The following is a 17,120-nucleotide window of genomic DNA, read 5'->3' as shown; positions in this document are numbered from 1 at the left end:
ATTCGAAAAGGACGAGTTAGCGAGAAAGGATGTTTCAGGCAAATCTGTCAAGGGAAAACAAATAAATGATTGCAGCATGAAAATGTAGGGGCGACCGGTCGGGTCGCCCGATACACATGCCGCAGGGGACAATTGTCAATTATCAATTGGAACGATGATCCATTGAAGAAATTCCCACATCATACACCAACGTACCGTCGGGGGTTACGGCGTCAGGTTCTCCCAGCGCGAGGGTACGTGTGGGGAGGGCGGCACGGGTCGTCGATCCGTCTTCAAAGATGATGGGGGGCATGTCGCGGTCTTTCAGCTCCGAAGACTTGTCCGTCAGCGTCAGGTTCAGACGGATGCGGTAAATGGTGTTCGCATCGAGCTGGTACGGATTGTCGATACCCGGAGTGCTCAGGAGGTTGGCAGTCAGGAAGACACGGGCATTGGGGATGACATACTGGTCGCGTGGGACAGCCTGCACGGGCGGGTTCGCCAATGGATTGCCGAAACGTTGCTCGCATGCCTTGCCGTAGAACAGGTCGGCATAGACGGCTGTCTTCCAGTCGGTGGCTGCCGTGGCGGGGATGTAGAGATACCGTTGCACGGACTCTCCGGGCTTATAGCTCTCCCGGGGACCCCAATAGGCATTGCCTTCGCGAGGCAGGATGTCGACAATCTGGAAACGGGGCGGCCAGTTGCGGTCGACCTCCATCCGTTCACCGGGGAAGAGGTGAATCTGCGACGCGACGTTGTAGAACTCCGTACCGAAGGGCTTGTTCAGCTCGCTCTTGAAGGACAGGGTGAAGTTGAGCAACGTCAGCAGACGGCCCATGTAGAAGGTGATGCCCCTGTTCTGGAAGTCACTGGGGACGCCCTCGAAGACGGCGGACATCGGCATGGAGACGGGCAGTCCCTCGTAGACGCTGGAGTAGAAGGCCTTCTCATAGGCGGTCTCGGCATCGTACTGCTGATATTCCACGTCAATCATCCACTTCTTGAAGTCAGCGAGCGTGATGTGTCCCTCCTCCTGTTCGGTTCCTTCACCGGAATAGGTGTTGTAGAGGTCCTCCACGTTGCGCGGCGTGACGTTTGCCACACAGACGATGGTCCGCGAAAGCTCATGAAACTGGATGGTGATGTTCGGGTACGAGGTATGCCCCTGCGAGAGCAGGATTTCGTGGTAGTCCTCGTCGCGGTTGTGGAACCCTTCCTGGTCGAACTCAAAGAAGCGCAGGGAGTTCATGTAGTTCTCCGTAGCCGGGTCCAGCGGATTCTCTGCCCGGGTGGTGACTGCATTGACCATCGGACGCAACCCAATGTGGACGGGCACTTCCACCAGCCCGTCGCCTTCCTTCTTCGGCAGAACATCGTCCCGTCCGGAATCATCGCAAGCCGTAAACGCCAACAGGGCGAACAGCAGTATAAATAAATTCTTCATATCCAAAAAAATTGTCCATTGTCAATTGTCCATTGTCAATTATCCTCGTATTGTGATTCATCATAATTCAGGTCCACATCCGCCTCCCAGCTGTTGGAGCCCCAGTCGACGACGACGACACCCTCCTTGATGTCAATCTTGCCCAGATAGTGGTAGTAGTAACCGGGGCGGAAGACCTTCTCGTTGAGGTTGTAGGAGAAGTTTGCGGGGACGCCGTTGACCACGCCGCTGAAGAGGATGTTCAGGGGGTGCGAGGTGGCATCCGTCGGCAGGATGTCCGCCATGACGTTGAAGGCGCGGTAGGTGACGATGCTGTCGCTGCCATCCTGTGCCTGATGACGGATTCTGACGGGGGTGATGTACTTGTTCAGCAGGATAAGGCTCTCGCCCTTCTTGCCCCAGGTGGTCTGCAGCGTGTCAGTGTAGTTCATGCTGTAACCACCGCTGTAGTAGACCGGAGGCTGGAGTCCGTTGACCTGAATACCGGCGTTGAGCAGGTCGACCGAACTGATGAACTCGTTCTCGGAGTAGAGCGAGAGGACGAGCCGCGCATTCTGATGGATGACGGGGTTCAGGGTCATCTGCACCACGTCCTCATCCGTCGGTTCCAGGTGGAAATAGGTGGGATAGGTCTCCACGTAGCGCCAGTCGCTGCTCATGTACTCCTGCCCGTTGGTGAGCTTCAGCTCCGCATTGTTGCCCAGCGGAAGGGCAGGCGACGCGGCATAGATAATCCAGTCGCCATCCCGCAGGATGAGGGGCATACCCACCTCCTTATCAAAGCTCCCGTCCGCCTTGACCGAGCAGGGACGGAGGTAGTAGAAGTGGGTGTCGGCATCACCGCGCACCACGAAGGTGCAGTTCAGCGGAGCGGTATTCGGCTTGCGTTCCCATTTGCCGTCCGTCTTGTTCTCTACGGCAGGCCAGACCAGCAGACGGACGGTGCTGCCGATAGCCATGTCGTCGAGGTAAGGGTTGAGTATCTGTTGCACGCTGCGCGGGTTCGCCAGTTCGGGATGGACCTGTGCCGGATTTCCCGTCACGCCCAGGGCACGTGTGCCGGTGCCGACAGTGCGTCCTGCAGCAGGGCTGCCCGAGAGGACAATGTCCACACGGTGTCCTTCCTCCTTGCCGGGTTGCGGCACCTCGTTGTCGGAGGAGCAGGCACCCAGAAGTGCCAGCACCAGACTGCCGAGGCAGACTGCCAATGTATGTTTCATGTAAGTCATTGCGTTTATTCGTTGTTTTCGGGTTTATTGGGTTAGCCGCCATCTATCCGCCACATAGACGGCATCCAGGTGGCGGATAGATGAGGTCAAAGTGGCACTTACTTACCGCTTGATAAGGCGGAGCTCGCCGGTGAAGTTGTTGATGCCTACGGTCGATGAAGCTGTGAACGGCAGGCGCGGAGAAAGTCCGAGGCGGACATTCAACTTACCGGAGTTACCCCAAGGCGCCTTGAACCATACACAGAAATAACCGGCATCACTCATCGAGGCAGTCAGGTAAACCGACTCGATGCCGTAATAATACATTCCAGCTCTATCTTCCTTCAGATTCGCCATTCCGGTAATGGGCAGGAACATGGTTGCCGAGGGATTGCTCCAGTCCACGAGGTGCTCGTAGTTCAGTGCATCCAGTGTGGCATTCACGGGGTCCGACAGCTTGTAGCGGTCGATGCGCAGGTAGAAGACAGGTGCTTTCTTCCCGTTCAGCAGGGTCTGCACCTTCGGGCTGACCTCAAGTCTCCAGCGCATGGCATACGCCTCCGGTGTGTGGAGTGCCTTGATGGCGTATACGGTTCCCCACTTCTTGATGCTGTTCAGATCCAGATTCCCTGCCGGTTTTTTAGCAATCTCTTGCCGAAGCGCCTCCGGTTCGATGCAGGAACCGATGGCATCGTGCTTCCGCACGATGAGGTAGACCGATACCTGCCCCGGAGCCGGGTCATAAGCGGGACAAAAACGTCCCCCGCCTGTGGAATTCGTCTCATAGTCTCTATCCGGAGCATCCCATGTAGTCCTGGAGGGATAATTACCCGGCTCGCCGTACTGCTCATGAAACTTCTCCCATAGCGCATATCCCTCCAGGTAGCTCTTGCCCTGCGTATCCTTCATGTCTGCGGTAGGCGCCTTCATGCCCGGTCGGTAAAAGGGAATGCAGACACGCAGGATAGAATCATTCCGCAGTCTATTTTGAAAATTCGTATCACTCCACTGACCGTTACCGCTTGAAGGACCAGGCATAAAGGCATAGTTTCCAGCTGCGGAACAGGAAGGATAGATTTGCAGGTATTCGTCCATGGTGGGAATCCGCCATCCGGGAGGCACAGGCTGCTCCGAGGGACCAACCTCCCAACGTTTCCGGGGATACTTGGTGGCACGCATGTAGGTCTGGCTGTTGGCTCCTCCCTTCGTCCACTGGTCGTACACCTCCTTCTCCACAACCTCATTGGCGGCATGCTGGTAATTGGACAAGACATCACCCGCCCCCCATTGCCACATTGCCTCATTGGTGGATTCGTAGAGCTTATACCACTTGGTCCGTGCGGTCTCAACCATGTAATCGGGCAAGATAGGGAAAAAGCGCATCTTGCCATTAGGATATCCGCTGCCCTCGCTGTTCACCAACGGCACTTTCCAGCGGTCCCGCCACGTGGGCAGGGGGGTTGAAGAGTTGTAGCCGTATTGGTAGAACGGCCAGTAAGGAACATTCCGTCCCGGCTGGTAGTAGTAGCCTTGCAGGCGGTCGGGGTCTGTCTCCGGGTCGGAGGCGTCCCACTCTTCCGCACCGAGGTTGCGGTCCATCCACACGGAGCCGCCGAAGTAAACCGGGTTACCGGTGGCAAGCAGCTGGTAGTCGAACACACCGTCCGATCCGTCGCCCACACCGTTCTTCTTGCCTTCGCCGTGAATCCAACGCACCTTCTGCGGGATTTGCGTCACGATGAACACGCCGTATTCGAGGAAGGAGATGCGCACGGTGTAGCTGTAGCCTGCGCGGAGATAGAGCTTGGTCTCGCCCGGTTCATCCGCGCTCTGCACGGTGCGCGGCAACTCAAAAGGCGGCAGCACGAGGGTGGCGGTATCCTCGTTATTGGGAACGGGCACCACCTTGTCGATGCTTCCGTTGTATGCCTTCATCGCAAAGCGGTTGAGCACATATCTGTCACCTCTCAGCGTCACCTGCGCCTGGAGGGCATAGGTCTTGTCGTCGCCGGGGGCAGTGACCCCGCTTGCCAGGTCGTAGGAATCCCCGTGTGTGGGGAAGACCAGCGAGGTGGAGAAGCGCGACGAAGTCACGGGGATGGGACTCGTCAGCAACTCCGGCACGTCGGGGTGTATCCGGGTCGTGCAGGGAGCACCCGTCACGGTGAGCCTGCCCGTCTGGAGGTTGACCTGTCCCTTGCTGTAGATATTCGTCAGGCTGATGTCGGCAATGCTGATGTCATACAGTCCCTTCCCTTTCTTCTCCGGATTCTCCTGCTGCATCACCTCGAAGGTGAGCTGCGAGAAGACGTGCTGGAAGGGGATGTGGCAGTGAGGCAGGGCGGTCTTGACGTTCTGGTTGAGCAGACGTCCCCACATGAGGTCGCGCAGGCTGTCCTTCGGGAAGCCGTCGGCGTCCTGCACACTCAGGTCCGGCGTCTCATAGTACCAGGTGTCAGGGTCGTCGCCGTCCGCCGAGACACCTGCCGTCCGCTGCAAAGGTACGAAGTTCTCCTTCGTATCCTTGGCGGGATAGTGGTTCTCCCCGTCGTAGGTGAAGCCGTAGAAGTCGATGGTGCGTTTGGCGGAAGGGTCGTCCGCCTTCTCCCGGTCATTGGACGGGTTGAAGCTGAAGTCGGTGTTGACGTTTGCCACCTTGATGTATTTGTGGTTCGCCTCTCCCGTCTCCTGTTCCGAGGCGAGCTGGTCAAAGCGGAGCATCGTGGCAGGGTCATAGGTATCCGGTGCCGCCTCGTCATACGTCTGTGTGAAGGCAAAGAGGCGGTAGAGCGAGCCGGTGGGGAAATGCATGGTGTCAGTCCCTTCCTCCACGGCACGTGTGGCGACGAGGTCGCCCACCCGGTCATCGGGACGCATGCCGTCCAACTCCTCCTCATGGAAGAGGTCGGAGCAGCCGGCAGCCAGCAGCAGACCGAATGCTAAGAGTGGTAATCTGGTATATCTGTTCATACAATGGACTATTCAATTGACAATTGACAATGGACAATTGACAATTCGATTCAATTGACAATTCTATATTTATTATGAGCCTACTTCATTGGAACGCGGGCGGAAGACGTAGTCATGCACTCCGCCGTCCTTCCATTCCATGAGCACGGCATCGAGGTAGAGGTTGTGGCGTCCGAAGACGAGGGTTATCTTGTACCGCTTGCCGGTCTCGATGGACTGCACGGGATTGGTCGTGCCCACCACATGCACGGGGACGATGACATCCTTCCACTGCATGGTGTGGGTCAGTCCGTTCTCTTCGTTCGTACGCTGCGTGTCCATGGGGAAATTGTCGAGGTGCGAGAGCAGGGCACTGACGTCCATCTTCAGGAAGACCCCTTTCCTGGCAGACTCGTTCACGATGTCTGTGTCCGCAGTGCGGCTGGTGCGCACGTTGACGAAGAGGGAGTCCACTGCCACGTCGCGCCCCACGGTGAGCTGGGTGTGTCCCGTCGTGCGGATGGAGAAGTCATCGGGGAGGTCCTGCATCTCCGTCACCTTGTAGCCGTGGATGGAGGAGGTTTGGTCCTGTGCCGTTGCCTGGGCCGGCAGCCAGTTGAGCTTATGCGGAACACTGAAGGGCATCCAGCCGTCATCCGTGGCAGACGGAGCGGCATCAGCCCCGCCGTAATAGTACACCCGGATGTTGCTCAGCACGACATCGCGCACATACTGCATGTCGACCATCGACTGGTCACGCTGTGCCACGAAGAGCACCTGCGCCGTCAGGTGGCGGAAGTAGAGGCGGTTCCTTTCCTGTCCGAACTTGTTCTCCTTGTTCCCCCAGTAAGCCGGGTCGGCATCGAGAGAGAGGAAGTCCATCCGTCCCAGGGGCAGCTTGCCGCCCGACACCGCCTCGCTGCTCAACGTCAGTTCGCGGTAATCGAACGCACCACGGTCTGTCTCCCGGGGCGCAAGCACCACTGCCGGCGCATAGCCCCGCGCGAAGTACGTATCGCCGTTGGAGGCATACTCCACACCGGTGTTGTAGGTCATCTTGTAGTAGTCGTTGATTTTGCCCAGCACCTCCACGAGGTGGGTGTAGGCGTCGTCCGAGTTCAAGTAGTCCGTAGGCGGATGGTCGAAGTCGGTAGCCTGCTGCTGTGTCATGAGCAGGATGTTCGGGGTCATGCGTACGCCGTCAATCTGTTGCAGTCCGGCGCGGCTCACCACGAAGTTCATCTGGATTTCGTTCGTCGGCGCATCCTTTCGCATCATCCGGTCTTCCTCCGAGACGACGCACGAGGCGAGCAGCCCCATCGCTCCTGCCAGAAGGGGGAGCAACGGACGGAAGCGCCGGGTTGTCAAGTGGGAGTTTATCTTCATGTCTCGTCAGTCTAAAAAGGTTTTACCTTCACCAGCGTCCACCCAGGGGATGCTGAAGGTGTTCACTTCGATGTACGTACCTCCGTCGTCGCCGTTGCCGGGGACGGTGATGCGATGCAGCTGCGGCAGGTAGTAGGTGTTGCGCAGCAGCTGGGAGTTGACATAACCCATGTTCGGGTCTGAGTAGTGGGTGATGTCCTCAGAGTTCTTCACGTTGTAGTCCTCGATGTAGGAGAAGAAGTAGCACCAGCCGCCCACGTGGGGGACAATCTTGTTGCGCACCCCGGTGAGTGTGCCGGGGGTACGTGCCATGCGTTCGGTGATGAAGTAGTATTTCGTCTCCTGCTTTCCCGTCACCGGGTCGGTGTACGGCAGGGGAACGGTCCAGTAGGTGCCGGGCGTGAAGAAGTTCGCCTGCCACTCCGTTCCGGGGTTGCGGTAGGCACCCTGCACCTTGAGGCAGAGGGCAAGGAAACGCTCGATTTTCTGATACAGGTCTACCTCGGTATCGGTGGTGTTCGGCACCACGGTGGTCTCTCCCGCTACCTGAAAGCGTTGCCCGAAGTCGATGTGCACGCAGTCCAGCTCGAAGTTTGCCTTGGCATTGCCCTTAGCCAAACGCACCCCGCGGTCGGACATGAAGACATCCTCATAGAAGTAGCCATCCTTCGTGGTAGACAGGCGGAAAAGCTCTTCCACAAAGTCACGCTCCTCGTCAGTCAGGTTGGTATTCTTGCCGTCTGTCACGGACGTCCACGTCGCGCGGTCCACATAGAGTTCGCGGGGCATGAGTCGGGCAGCCACCTGCAGGTGGGTGATGGAGCGGACGGGGTTGACGCGGTTGTTCGCCAGCAGGTTGTTGCCGGCAGTCTGGTCAGGCGTTGGCTTGGCATAGCCGTTGGGCAGGGCATAGACACCCTTCACGTAGCCGCCACCCTGACGGCTTTTCGTACGTTTGAGCTTGGCATCATCGAGCTTCTCCGCCCGTTCGAAATGCTGGTAGAACTGCGCATTGGTCAGCTTGCTGTAGTCCTGCGGCGGTGTATAGACGAACTCGGCATCGAGCTCGCTCTGGTCGTAGCGGTAGGTCTTGGCGTCGACCTTCTGCATCACCGACGTGAGGTCCATGTTGGGGTCCTCGTACCACAGCTTGGAATACTTGCTCGGCTCCGCCTCCTTGGGGATGAGGTAAATCTTGCGGTTCAGGCTGTTGACGGTGTAGTAGACCGAGTCGGCACGGATGAAGCCGATGCCGCCGTTGATGTTGGTCACCCCGGTCTCGTCCGCCTTCTTGTACGTCTTGAGGAAGTCCACTCCCCCACTCGTCTCCGTGTCGGCGTAGAGCAGATGCACCTTCGCCACGCTGCGGGTCAGCTCGAAGTGGACGTCGAGCGGATTGTCCTTGGAATGCACTTCACTGAGGTCGAACGAGGAGGAGCTGGCGTTGTCCGTCCCGATTGCCTGCATCTGGATACATCCGTCGGGAGCTTCCTCCAGGAAGGTCTGCCGTCCGTAGGAGTCGCGGGCAAAATAGTTGATAACGTCGTAGAAACGCGACATCCCCATAACCGACGGTCCGGAGCCTATGATCATCCACATGTACTTGTAGCTATCCAGCTCTTCGGGAGGAAGAGTGGAAAAGTTTTTTCCCATCGCCTTCACCTTCTCGTACTGTTCCGGTGTAAGGTTGGCAAACGCCACCATGTAGTGTGTACCGGACTTCAGGGTGAGGTTATCGGCAGAATACAGATACTCCGTGTTGTTCTCCACCTTTCCGGTGAGGTTGATGTCTGCCACATAGCCGTAGTTCCCGTCGAAGATGAAGACGTAGAACGAGCGGATGGCGTTCTCGTGGTCCGAACCGACGGACTCGCCCGTCTCCTCTGCACGGGTAGTGGGAGCACCCGGCTCAGCCAGCGAAATGTGGAAGCGGAAACAAGTCTGCCCCACCGTTACGGGTTGTGGCTCAGGCAACGGACCGATGTCGTCCTTCATGTCGGAGCAGGCACCCAGCAGCACGGCAAAGAGCAGGAGGCACAGCGGCAACATCCGTCGGCTGAACACCCCTGCGAGGCGGTCTGTCTGTATATTCAGTCTGTTCATGGTCAATGGCAGTTTAGTTGGCATCTATGTGTGTAAAGTCAATATTCTGGTCGCTCTTGACGCGCCACGGCAGGATTTCGATGTAGAAGCGCAGGTAGCTCACCATCGAGTCGTCCTCGCGGTCGGCATCAAAGGGTTGCGGCTCCGGTGTGCCGGGCTTGTCCACGCCGGTGATGCGCAATTCATACCAGTTGTTGCGCACCACGCCGTAGCGTCCCAGGTAGTTCTGTCCCTGTGTGGCGACGGTCGCTCCGGATGCTTCGTCGTTGGTCTTGGGGTAGACCACCTGCGAAGGTGTCGGAGTCTCGCCGGCATGCCACGGTGTCTCGTTGTCGTCGAAGTGGCGGAGAGGCACGACGTAGTACATCTTCCCGCCCCGGTAGAAGCCGAAGCGCGAGGTGTAGTTGTCTGCCAGCCAGGAGAGCGCGGAAGTCAGGAAGTTGTGCAGCACCTGTGCCACCTCGGTGTGGGTGGCATCCGTACCGGTCGGGTTATTGGTCCACGTCACGGGTGTTCCCTTCACGCGGACGAGTCCTTCCAGTCCGGTGACGGAGGTCAGCTCGGCATCGCTCTTGAAGTGGGAAGCCGCCGCAGCGAAGGCTGCACCGAAGTCGCCCGTCGCCGTCCCTGCCGGGTTGACTTTGGGAGCCAGCAACGGCGTCGTGCCGTTCATGCCGTATAGGTCGGCAAAGTGCACGGTCCGGTCCTCCGCCATAAACGAGGTCCGGAAGCGGTCGGTGTTGGCTGCATGGAACTGCTGTGCCGTCGGCTGGCTGAGCAGACTGCGGAAGAGCGTCAGCCAGTTGGTACGCCACGCCGTCAGCTGCGCCTGGGTCACGGAGTAGCCTGCAGGATATTGGTAGGTCGCATCCTTCGCAAAGAGGTCGGCGAGCAGTTTCAGGTTCTGGTCGGCAAGCAGCTTCTGCGTCACCAGGTTGTTCAGCCCCTGCACGGTGAAGACCTCGTCGGGCAGTTCGCTGGAGGTCAGCACGCCGTAATTCCGTATCTCCTGCCCGTTCTTCGACGAACCGAGGGTCACCTCCAGTTCGACGGCGGTCGTGGTGCGCTGACGCATGCGGTCCACGTCGGTGGTGTTCTCCATCGGGTAGTCGGCATCCGCAAGCGAGTTGTGCCATGCAGCACGGTCGGGAACGGTCGTATTGAGGTAGTTCGCGGCATTGTAGTTAGCTTTGTAATGGGGAGACACGGCCCAGTTGATAAGGTAGAGCGGCGTCCCCGTTCCCAGCGGAGAAGCACCCAGAAAACGGTAATTGTCCGCTGCGCCGGAAGAGGCATAACGGGCATAGGTAGCGAAGGTCCCCTGCGGTGAACCGTCACCGTTGTCGATGTGCTTCGTCAGGTATGCCGTGCGGGCGGCATTGAGCAGGGTCCAGCCGGTAATATCATAGGTAAAGGCGGCATTGCCGTCGTCCTTGCCGATTGCCGTCGTTCCCGTCTTGCTCACGTTCACCTTCGCCACGGCACGCTCCACGTAGATGGTCGCGGCAGGCTCTCCACTCGCCGCATCCGACACCTTGCCGTAGAGACGGTCGAGGGCGATGGGCGCAAGGACCTGTGTCGAGGAGTTCGACACGGACGGAGCAGACTTCAAGCTTCCTCCCTTCACGGTGGAGAGGACGGCATTGGTCATCAGCAGGTAGTTCACGCCGTAGAAGTCGGCAAAGGGATGGGACGTCTCTCCGTTTCCGCCGGGCGTGAGCCGGGGCAACGTGTTCACCGACGAGTCAAAGCCGGCCTTGAGCCGGAAGAAGTCGGGGAAGCTGATGTTGCCGCTCCCCCCTGCATCGGTGTTGCCCACGATGTAGGTGTCCGGACCGAAGCGCAGCGTGTTGCCTGCCGCACCGGCGCCCGCCGTGAAGTGGAACAGCTGCTCGGGAGCATTGAGGAGGACGAAGGCATAGAGCTTGTCCGTGTCGCCGATGTTGTTGCGCACGATGGGCGTCACGAACGAAGACCCCGATGTGATGTTCGGGTCGCTCTCCTTCGTGAACGAGCGGTCGAGCCGGTAGACGGAACGTGCCACGGCACTGTTCTCGTCCGCCCCGGAGAAGAGTATCAGGTAGGAATGGGAGAGATTGACGGCGTATTCAGCCTCGTACCCGTCCTGCGGAGTGGCAGCACGGGTACGCCCCTCCGTCGGTACTTGCAGACGGAGCAACATGTAGGCTTCGCCGTCGGCGTTGAACACCTGCTCGATGCCGACAGGACGCGGCTCGTCGCGCAACGTCTCGTCGGAGCAGGCGGTCAGCATCCCCAGGCAGAGGAGCGCCATCTCTATCGTATGTATTGTTTTCAGTTTCATCTGCGTTGTCAGGTTGTTGTTGGGAGGATGGAGCGTCGTCCATCCATCGTCATCCTAGAACTCGTACACCACGCTGAGTGCCGCCTTCTGCGGCCCGATGTAGTGTTTCGTCTTGTCGCGGGTCCGTTCGCCGCACGTGGGACAGGCATACTCCCGGTAGTCCACGTATTCATAGCCGAGTCCTACCGAAGCCTCCATGCCCCAGTGGTCACCAAGGGACCATACATAGCCGTAGGTCAGTCCGCCACCAGCGAACTTCGCCTCATAGCGTCGGTCGGCAAGGCTCTTCCAGATGCGGAAGGGCAGCTTGACTCCTCCCAGGTTGGCTTGCCCGGCATTGAGCGCGACGCCGAAGAAGTGTCCTTTGAACCACGGACGGAGGTAGTGGCGCACTTCGGGTGCGAGGCACCAGTTTCGCAACTTCTTCCCCTCTCCCAGGCTGAACGGGCTGAACCCGTATGCCGCCTGCACCGTGGTGTGCCATCCCAGCTCCATCTCGACCGCCACATTGGGTGTCAGCGTGGCATCCCACAGCAGGTTGTTCTTCAACCGCACGGTCTGTGCGGAGAGTGCTGCCGGGAGCACGGCGAGGAGGAACGGGAGGAGGAGGCGGGGCATGGGGAAAGTCAGGAATTAAGTTCTTCCAATTGGGTACGCACCGTCCACTTCAGGATACCGACACTGATTTGCACGTACTGCCATTCTCCATCCAGCAGGAAGAACTGCAAGTCGTAGTTGTGACGGCGGTCCAGGAAGCCTTGCGGGGTGTATCTCATGATTTCCGGAGCAGTGCGGTTGCTCACCAGAAGGTTGCTCAGATTCTCCCGATAAACCAGCCGACGTGTCTTGCGGTTCACGATGAAGAGCTGTGCGTCCTTGGCCGCATCCTCATTGAGCACCAGACGTGAAGTCGTGAAGTCAAAATGGCTCTCTGCCGTACGGGGGAAGGTCGAGACATTGCCCTCTGCATCTTCGCCGTTCAGGTATTCACTCTTACGCTGAGCAAACGGCAGGTAGAGCAAGCGGTCACCGGGCACGAGGCTGTTCATCGGACCCAACTCACCGTTGTCAGCCGTAATGAACACGTCATAGTCGGGCGAAGGTTCATTCGCCGTATTCAGGAACTCTTTCACTGAAACGTGGATTTCCTTCGTGTCACGAATCAACGGCACTACGGCATAGGTAGGCTTCTGGAAACGCACCGTCCATACCGGGAGAGCGGACAAGCTCTCTTCCCCGGCACGCACCTGGTAGTCCGTATGCGCCGCATTCCACACCGTGTCGGTCACCAGCGTATGCCACAAGGTATCCAGCCCCTGACGCTGATGCGACACCACGCGAGCCTGAAGCCTACGCTCCAACGTGTCGCGAACAGCTCCGCGCTTCGAAAAACTGCGATAAACGATGCTCGTGTCAGCAGACTGACGGTCCAGCCGGATGCGCAGGTCGTTGATGTTGTCTCCGACTCCTAACTCCGGGATACGGCGGAACTTGGCACCGGGTTGTCCCAAAAGGGTTTCATATCCCTGCTGACCACCGACAGCCACCAGCCGGTAATTGCCGGGAGCCAGTTCGGGGAAGGTCATCTGGTATCCATACTGCGAGAGTGGAGCACTGCCGGGGGTATTCTCTACCGACCGGGAAGCCACGATGGTTCCGTCTTCGTCGATTACATAGCAAGTGATGCCGCCCACCTGGTCCTTGCGCAGGTCGGCTTGCTCGGTGTTGTAGTCGTAGACGAAAGTGACATACAGCCCCATGGGACAGTCGTCCCGGTCTTCATCCATCAGCGAGCAGGCTGTCAGGAGAGGCAGCAAGCCCAGACAGAACAGAAAGAGCGCGGACCATCCGTACGAATGCAGGCGTATGCTTGTCTTGTCTATTCGTTGTTTCATTGTCACACTTTTCTAAGTTAGGCGATTCTTTAGGTTCATATATCAGCGGAGGAAAAGAGTCAGGACACCGTCATCGTTGTCTTGGTTTTTCTCCAGGTGTTTCCGCAGCCGTATGCTTCGGAAGCACTCAGAGAACAAAAGCAAGTGTGCAAGTCCGACTGTTCCCGTTCGCCTTTCTTTCGTCTGAATCGATGATTTCCTGCCGCCTGTTCTTAGTAAAAGTCCCTGATGGAGGGGGAATGCCGGGGCACTCCCCCATCCAGAGGAACAATTGTTGTTATGCTCTTTGAAAAAGAATGAGTCTATTAATGCAGAACCTCAGACTGTGAACGTTTTGCCCACGGCAAGATGCGGATGCGGGTATGAATGTACATCTCTACAGAGTCATCATCCTTACCGTCACCGGAAGTACCCGGGGTTACAGTCGGGATAGTCGGCTGACCGATGGCGGAAACACCTGTCACATCCACATTGTACCAGGTGTTACGCAGCATACCGTAACGACCCAGGTAGTTCTGCTCGGCTGTGGTATCAAAAGCGCCATTGGCTTTACCGCCTGCATTCTGATACGGATAAGAGATGCGGGTAGCGTTCGGAGTGAAGGTCTCACCGTTGTTCCACGGGGTCTGTGCGTCGCCGAAGTGCTTGATCATGACGGTATAGTAAGCATAGCCACCGAGATAGTACTTGAAGACATTCAGGATTTGCTTGTTGATTTCCGCTACAGCGGGGAAGTCAGCCTTATCCGCCTTGAATGTCGCACCATCCTCTTTCGGAGTTACGGAAGCCACGGTTACGATACCGGCAGCCTTGTCAGAAGTGCCGTTGTAGTTCAAGGTGACTTCGAGGTTCTTGTCACCCTCTGCTGCAGCAGAACCTTCAGCAAGGTTTGCCTTGAACCAATTCTGTACCGCGGGAGTCTTGAATACCACCGACTTCACCTGCTTCATGAAATCAGCTTCAGTAAAGATAGCATCGGTCTGACTGTCGGTATAGAAGTCCTTCACATCTTCACCACCCTTCTGATAGTGAGCCTTGATGATGACACGAGTGGTCTGGTTGTCCTTCATACGGTCTACGCCGAAGGTATTCTCCAGTGCATAAACAACCTTGCCCGGCTGTGCCTGTACATAGTTCTTATCAGCAAAAGCATTCAAGTAGGTATCTATGGTCTGAGCAGCATCTACTGTGTTGAAAAGGGTAGAGTGCTTACCGTCGTTCGTACCCTTTGCATAGGTCGGGTCGATGGCCCAGTGGATGCGGTAAACGGGATCTTCGCCTGTTCCATTGAAAGTCTGACCGTTGTTGATGGCAGTCTTCTCGATGAAACGATAGGGGTTCGCCGTCAATGCCTCTAAATTAGAGTTCGACTTATAGGCAGCCCAGTTGAAGATGTTGGTCGGGAAAGCCGTTGCGGCAGCAGTGCCCTCACCTACGTTGTGTGAGAGATACATCGACTTGGCAGTCTGGTCCACCATGAAGCCGTCGATCTTCACCGTAAGTGTCTTGTTGTTGGTTACAGTCGCATCGGTAACCTTGTCGTTCACCTGTACCTTGGCCACCAGTCTTTCCACATAGATGGTTGCAGCGGGCTTGCTGCTCTGAGCCTGTTCCTGAGTCGGGAAAATCAACGCAGGGTCAACCACTGCCAGACGATAGATTTTACCGCCAAATGACGAACCTGCCGTAGCGGAAGCCACGGGAGCGTTGGTCATCATGAAACCGTTCTTGTAGTCGGCAGTGGCACCGGTGTTACCGGTCAGCAACTTGGCAGAGCTCTGAGCCGTCAACATCAGCTTTTCAAAGTCGGCAAAGGTCTTTCCGGTCAACGAAGTACCGTTGGCAACAGCCGAACCGCTTCCGTCCGTGATACCGTCGACAGCCACCTTCAAGTCGGCAGCCTTGGAATCGTATACCGTACCGGAGCCGTTGTTTGCCTGAGCTTCCAGTGTGAACAGACCTTGGTTGTTCAGGATTACATAGGCATAGATGTTACCGGTCAGACCGTTCTTGTTAGCCAGCTGCACGATGCTGCGCTGTGTCGTGATCTGGTTGTTCACATTGGCTGCGGGGAAAGTGCCCGAGATGTCGTAAGCCGAGTGCAGCTTGGCACTAGCCTCGTCCGCACCGTTGAAAAGGAGCAAGGTGGCATTCTTCACCTCATATTCATAGAGTTCGCCATCCACATATTCAGGTTCGGTGCTAGCAGCACGTGTACCGTCAATCGAAGGCAGGCTGATGCTGACAGCCATAAATCCTTCCCCCTTCTCATTGAATCCCGGAGTAGGGACAGAGTCCTGCGTAGCAATATCGCTATCGCTACATGCAGCTGTCATTGCCACCAGCATTGCAGCCGCCATCCATTTGAAGTTGTTCAATACCTTCATAAAATTAGTCGTTGTTTTTAGTTTGATTAGTATATACTCTTTAGTAAATCCAAGTTATGTTGTGCCTCCGCCATTCCGCTTGCAGCAGCCTGCCCAAGCAACTGACGGGCAGTGTCGTAATCCCCTTTCAGGATTGCCAGCAGACCGCGGGCATGCACAGCCGCCGGACTGTTGCCCGCCTTCGCAAGGAACTTCTCGGCAGACGCGACATCCCTTCGCGACAAGGCGATGTTCGCAGCATTCAGGTTGGCAGTCTCGTCAGTGGGGAACATCCGCACAGCCGTCTCAAACACCTCGTTGTAGGCATCCGAACCCTGCTCATAGCTGTTGCCCAACAGGAAAAGCTCGTTCAATGAAAGCTGTTTGGGCTTCGTACGGAACACCCTCCGGGCCTCTTCCACAGTGAATGGTTTCACAACGTATTCCACCCGGTAGTCAGCATGGCGCAGTCCCGGATAGACCTCCGACAACAGACGACGGTAGACCTCGGGATAACGTTGGCGGATTCCTGCCTCCTTCGTGTCAGGCTCACCCTTCGCATCAATCCGTGCCAGCAAATCACCGCGCATCGGAAGGTCGGAAGCCTCCACCCAACGGCGCAGCCCGTCCCAGTCTTCAGCCGTGAACTCCACCCGGAACAGGTTGTCAGGCAGCCGGTGCAACACACGCACGTAGTCCTTCAACGCATTCGAACGTTCCTTTGCCAGACGTACGTTGTTGGCATAGCTACCCTCAGGCGAAGCGAACCCATGAATATCAATGTTCGAAATCAGCACGTTCGTATCATTCTTCACCAAGTCAATCGTACGGATGATTTTGGCAAGTTCCTCCGGGTTCTTGCGGTATTGCGGGTCAATCTCCGTCCGGTTCACACGGAAGTCAAGGAAGGCACTGCCCCGTTCTTCGCGCACCTTCGGCTGTTCCACCTTCGGCGTCACAAACGCATACTGCACCTCGTCGAACGGGTCGTAGTCGATGCGGACTGTCTGGGCAGTCGCCTGCTCCAGCTTGTCGCCGCAGGCACAGAGGTCCTGCATCACGGCGAGCGTGGCACCCTTCATCCAAGGCTGGTAGACAGCCACATCAGTGTAGGCATACGTCTGTGCCGTGCCGTTCCGTCGACGCATCTCGACCGCATCGGGATAGGCATCACTTCCTGCCCGTTCGTGGTAGATGTGGGCGCGGCGTCCCGTGACGAGGAAAGGCGTCAGGGGCATCTCCCGGCTTCCGTCGGCAGAGGTGATGACCGGCTGGAAAGCCATGAGCTGGTCAGCCTTCAAATCCAGTTCGTCCAGCACAAACTCCATCGACACGACCAGCTTTCCGGAGTTGGAGCGTGCGGTGAGCTTGCGTATATCCACACGAGGTGTGCCTGCCGCAAGGGGCAGGCATACCATCGCAAGGATGAAAGTGAGAAAAACATTCTTCGTTTTCATAATGGTT

At 57.4% G+C, this 17,120-nt stretch carries 10 protein-coding genes; all 10 read right to left on the bottom strand.

The annotated features are described in order from the left end of the window. Window positions 1–142: 142 nt before the first annotated feature. A complete protein-coding gene (locus M3087_RS11600; RefSeq protein WP_249095868.1) occupies window positions 143–1,426 on the bottom strand; it encodes a hypothetical protein in 1,284 nt (427 codons plus the stop codon). Window positions 1,427–1,461: 35 nt separating this feature from the next. After that, window positions 1,462–2,646 (bottom strand): BF2992 family fimbrillin-A clan protein, encoded by a 1,185-nt coding sequence (locus tag M3087_RS11595; protein WP_249095866.1) that lies wholly within the window; start codon window positions 2,644–2,646, stop codon window positions 1,462–1,464. A 111-nt stretch (window positions 2,647–2,757) separates the two neighbouring features. Beyond that, window positions 2,758–5,604 (bottom strand): fimbrillin family protein, encoded by a 2,847-nt coding sequence (locus tag M3087_RS11590; protein ID WP_249095864.1) that lies wholly within the window; start codon window positions 5,602–5,604, stop codon window positions 2,758–2,760. Window positions 5,605–5,676: 72 nt separating this feature from the next. Further along, complete coding sequence (locus M3087_RS11585) at window positions 5,677–6,969, bottom strand: hypothetical protein (protein WP_249095834.1); 1,293 nt, start codon at window positions 6,967–6,969, stop codon at window positions 5,677–5,679. 6 nt (window positions 6,970–6,975) lie between these two features. Continuing rightward, window positions 6,976–9,072 carry a hypothetical protein gene (locus tag M3087_RS11580; protein WP_249095831.1) on the bottom strand — a complete coding sequence of 699 codons (2,097 nt, stop codon included), beginning with the start codon at window positions 9,070–9,072 and terminating at the stop codon, window positions 6,976–6,978. A gap of 13 nt (window positions 9,073–9,085) precedes the next feature. Further along, complete coding sequence (locus M3087_RS11575; protein WP_249095828.1) at window positions 9,086–11,395, bottom strand: Mfa1 fimbrilin C-terminal domain-containing protein; 2,310 nt, start codon at window positions 11,393–11,395, stop codon at window positions 9,086–9,088. Between the two features lie 54 nt (window positions 11,396–11,449). Next, the gene (locus M3087_RS11570; RefSeq protein ID WP_249095827.1) at window positions 11,450–12,013 is read right to left on the bottom strand and encodes a DUF3575 domain-containing protein; all 564 of its coding nucleotides are present in this window, start codon (window positions 12,011–12,013) and stop codon (window positions 11,450–11,452) included. A gap of 8 nt (window positions 12,014–12,021) precedes the next feature. Further along, window positions 12,022–13,290, bottom strand: a complete 1,269-nt coding sequence (locus M3087_RS11565) for a FimB/Mfa2 family fimbrial subunit (protein WP_022383859.1) — start codon at window positions 13,288–13,290, stop codon at window positions 12,022–12,024. A 305-nt stretch (window positions 13,291–13,595) separates the two neighbouring features. Next, a complete protein-coding gene (locus tag M3087_RS11560) occupies window positions 13,596–15,677 on the bottom strand; it encodes a fimbria major subunit (protein ID WP_249095826.1) in 2,082 nt (693 codons plus the stop codon). A 26-nt stretch (window positions 15,678–15,703) separates the two neighbouring features. Next, window positions 15,704–17,113 carry a DUF3868 domain-containing protein gene (locus M3087_RS11555; RefSeq protein WP_249095825.1) on the bottom strand — a complete coding sequence of 470 codons (1,410 nt, stop codon included), beginning with the start codon at window positions 17,111–17,113 and terminating at the stop codon, window positions 15,704–15,706. Window positions 17,114–17,120 lie beyond the last annotated feature (7 nt).

The sequence above is a fragment of the Mediterranea sp. ET5 genome (assembly GCF_023337025.1).
In the GTDB taxonomy this organism is placed as follows: domain Bacteria; phylum Bacteroidota; class Bacteroidia; order Bacteroidales; family Bacteroidaceae; genus Phocaeicola_A.
The sequence above is the reverse complement of the archived record's forward strand: the minus strand, read 5'-3'. Positions and strand labels throughout refer to the sequence as shown.

What these genes read in the sequence shown, in the direction of transcription:
- M3087_RS11600 (WP_249095868.1), bottom strand. Translation starts at nt 1,426, where the DNA reads ATGAAGAATTTATTTATACTGCTGTTCGCCCTGTTGGCGTTTACGGCT.
- M3087_RS11595 (WP_249095866.1), bottom strand. Translation starts at nt 2,646, where the DNA reads ATGAAACATACATTGGCAGTCTGCCTCGGCAGTCTGGTGCTGGCACTT.
- M3087_RS11590 (WP_249095864.1), bottom strand. Translation starts at nt 5,604, where the DNA reads ATGAACAGATATACCAGATTACCACTCTTAGCATTCGGTCTGCTGCTG.
- M3087_RS11585 (WP_249095834.1), bottom strand. Translation starts at nt 6,969, where the DNA reads ATGAAGATAAACTCCCACTTGACAACCCGGCGCTTCCGTCCGTTGCTC.
- M3087_RS11580 (WP_249095831.1), bottom strand. Translation starts at nt 9,072, where the DNA reads ATGAACAGACTGAATATACAGACAGACCGCCTCGCAGGGGTGTTCAGC.
- M3087_RS11575 (WP_249095828.1), bottom strand. Translation starts at nt 11,395, where the DNA reads ATGAAACTGAAAACAATACATACGATAGAGATGGCGCTCCTCTGCCTG.
- M3087_RS11570 (WP_249095827.1), bottom strand. Translation starts at nt 12,013, where the DNA reads ATGCCCCGCCTCCTCCTCCCGTTCCTCCTCGCCGTGCTCCCGGCAGCA.
- M3087_RS11565 (WP_022383859.1), bottom strand. Translation starts at nt 13,290, where the DNA reads ATGAAACAACGAATAGACAAGACAAGCATACGCCTGCATTCGTACGGA.
- M3087_RS11560 (WP_249095826.1), bottom strand. Translation starts at nt 15,677, where the DNA reads ATGAAGGTATTGAACAACTTCAAATGGATGGCGGCTGCAATGCTGGTG.
- M3087_RS11555 (WP_249095825.1), bottom strand. Translation starts at nt 17,113, where the DNA reads ATGAAAACGAAGAATGTTTTTCTCACTTTCATCCTTGCGATGGTATGC.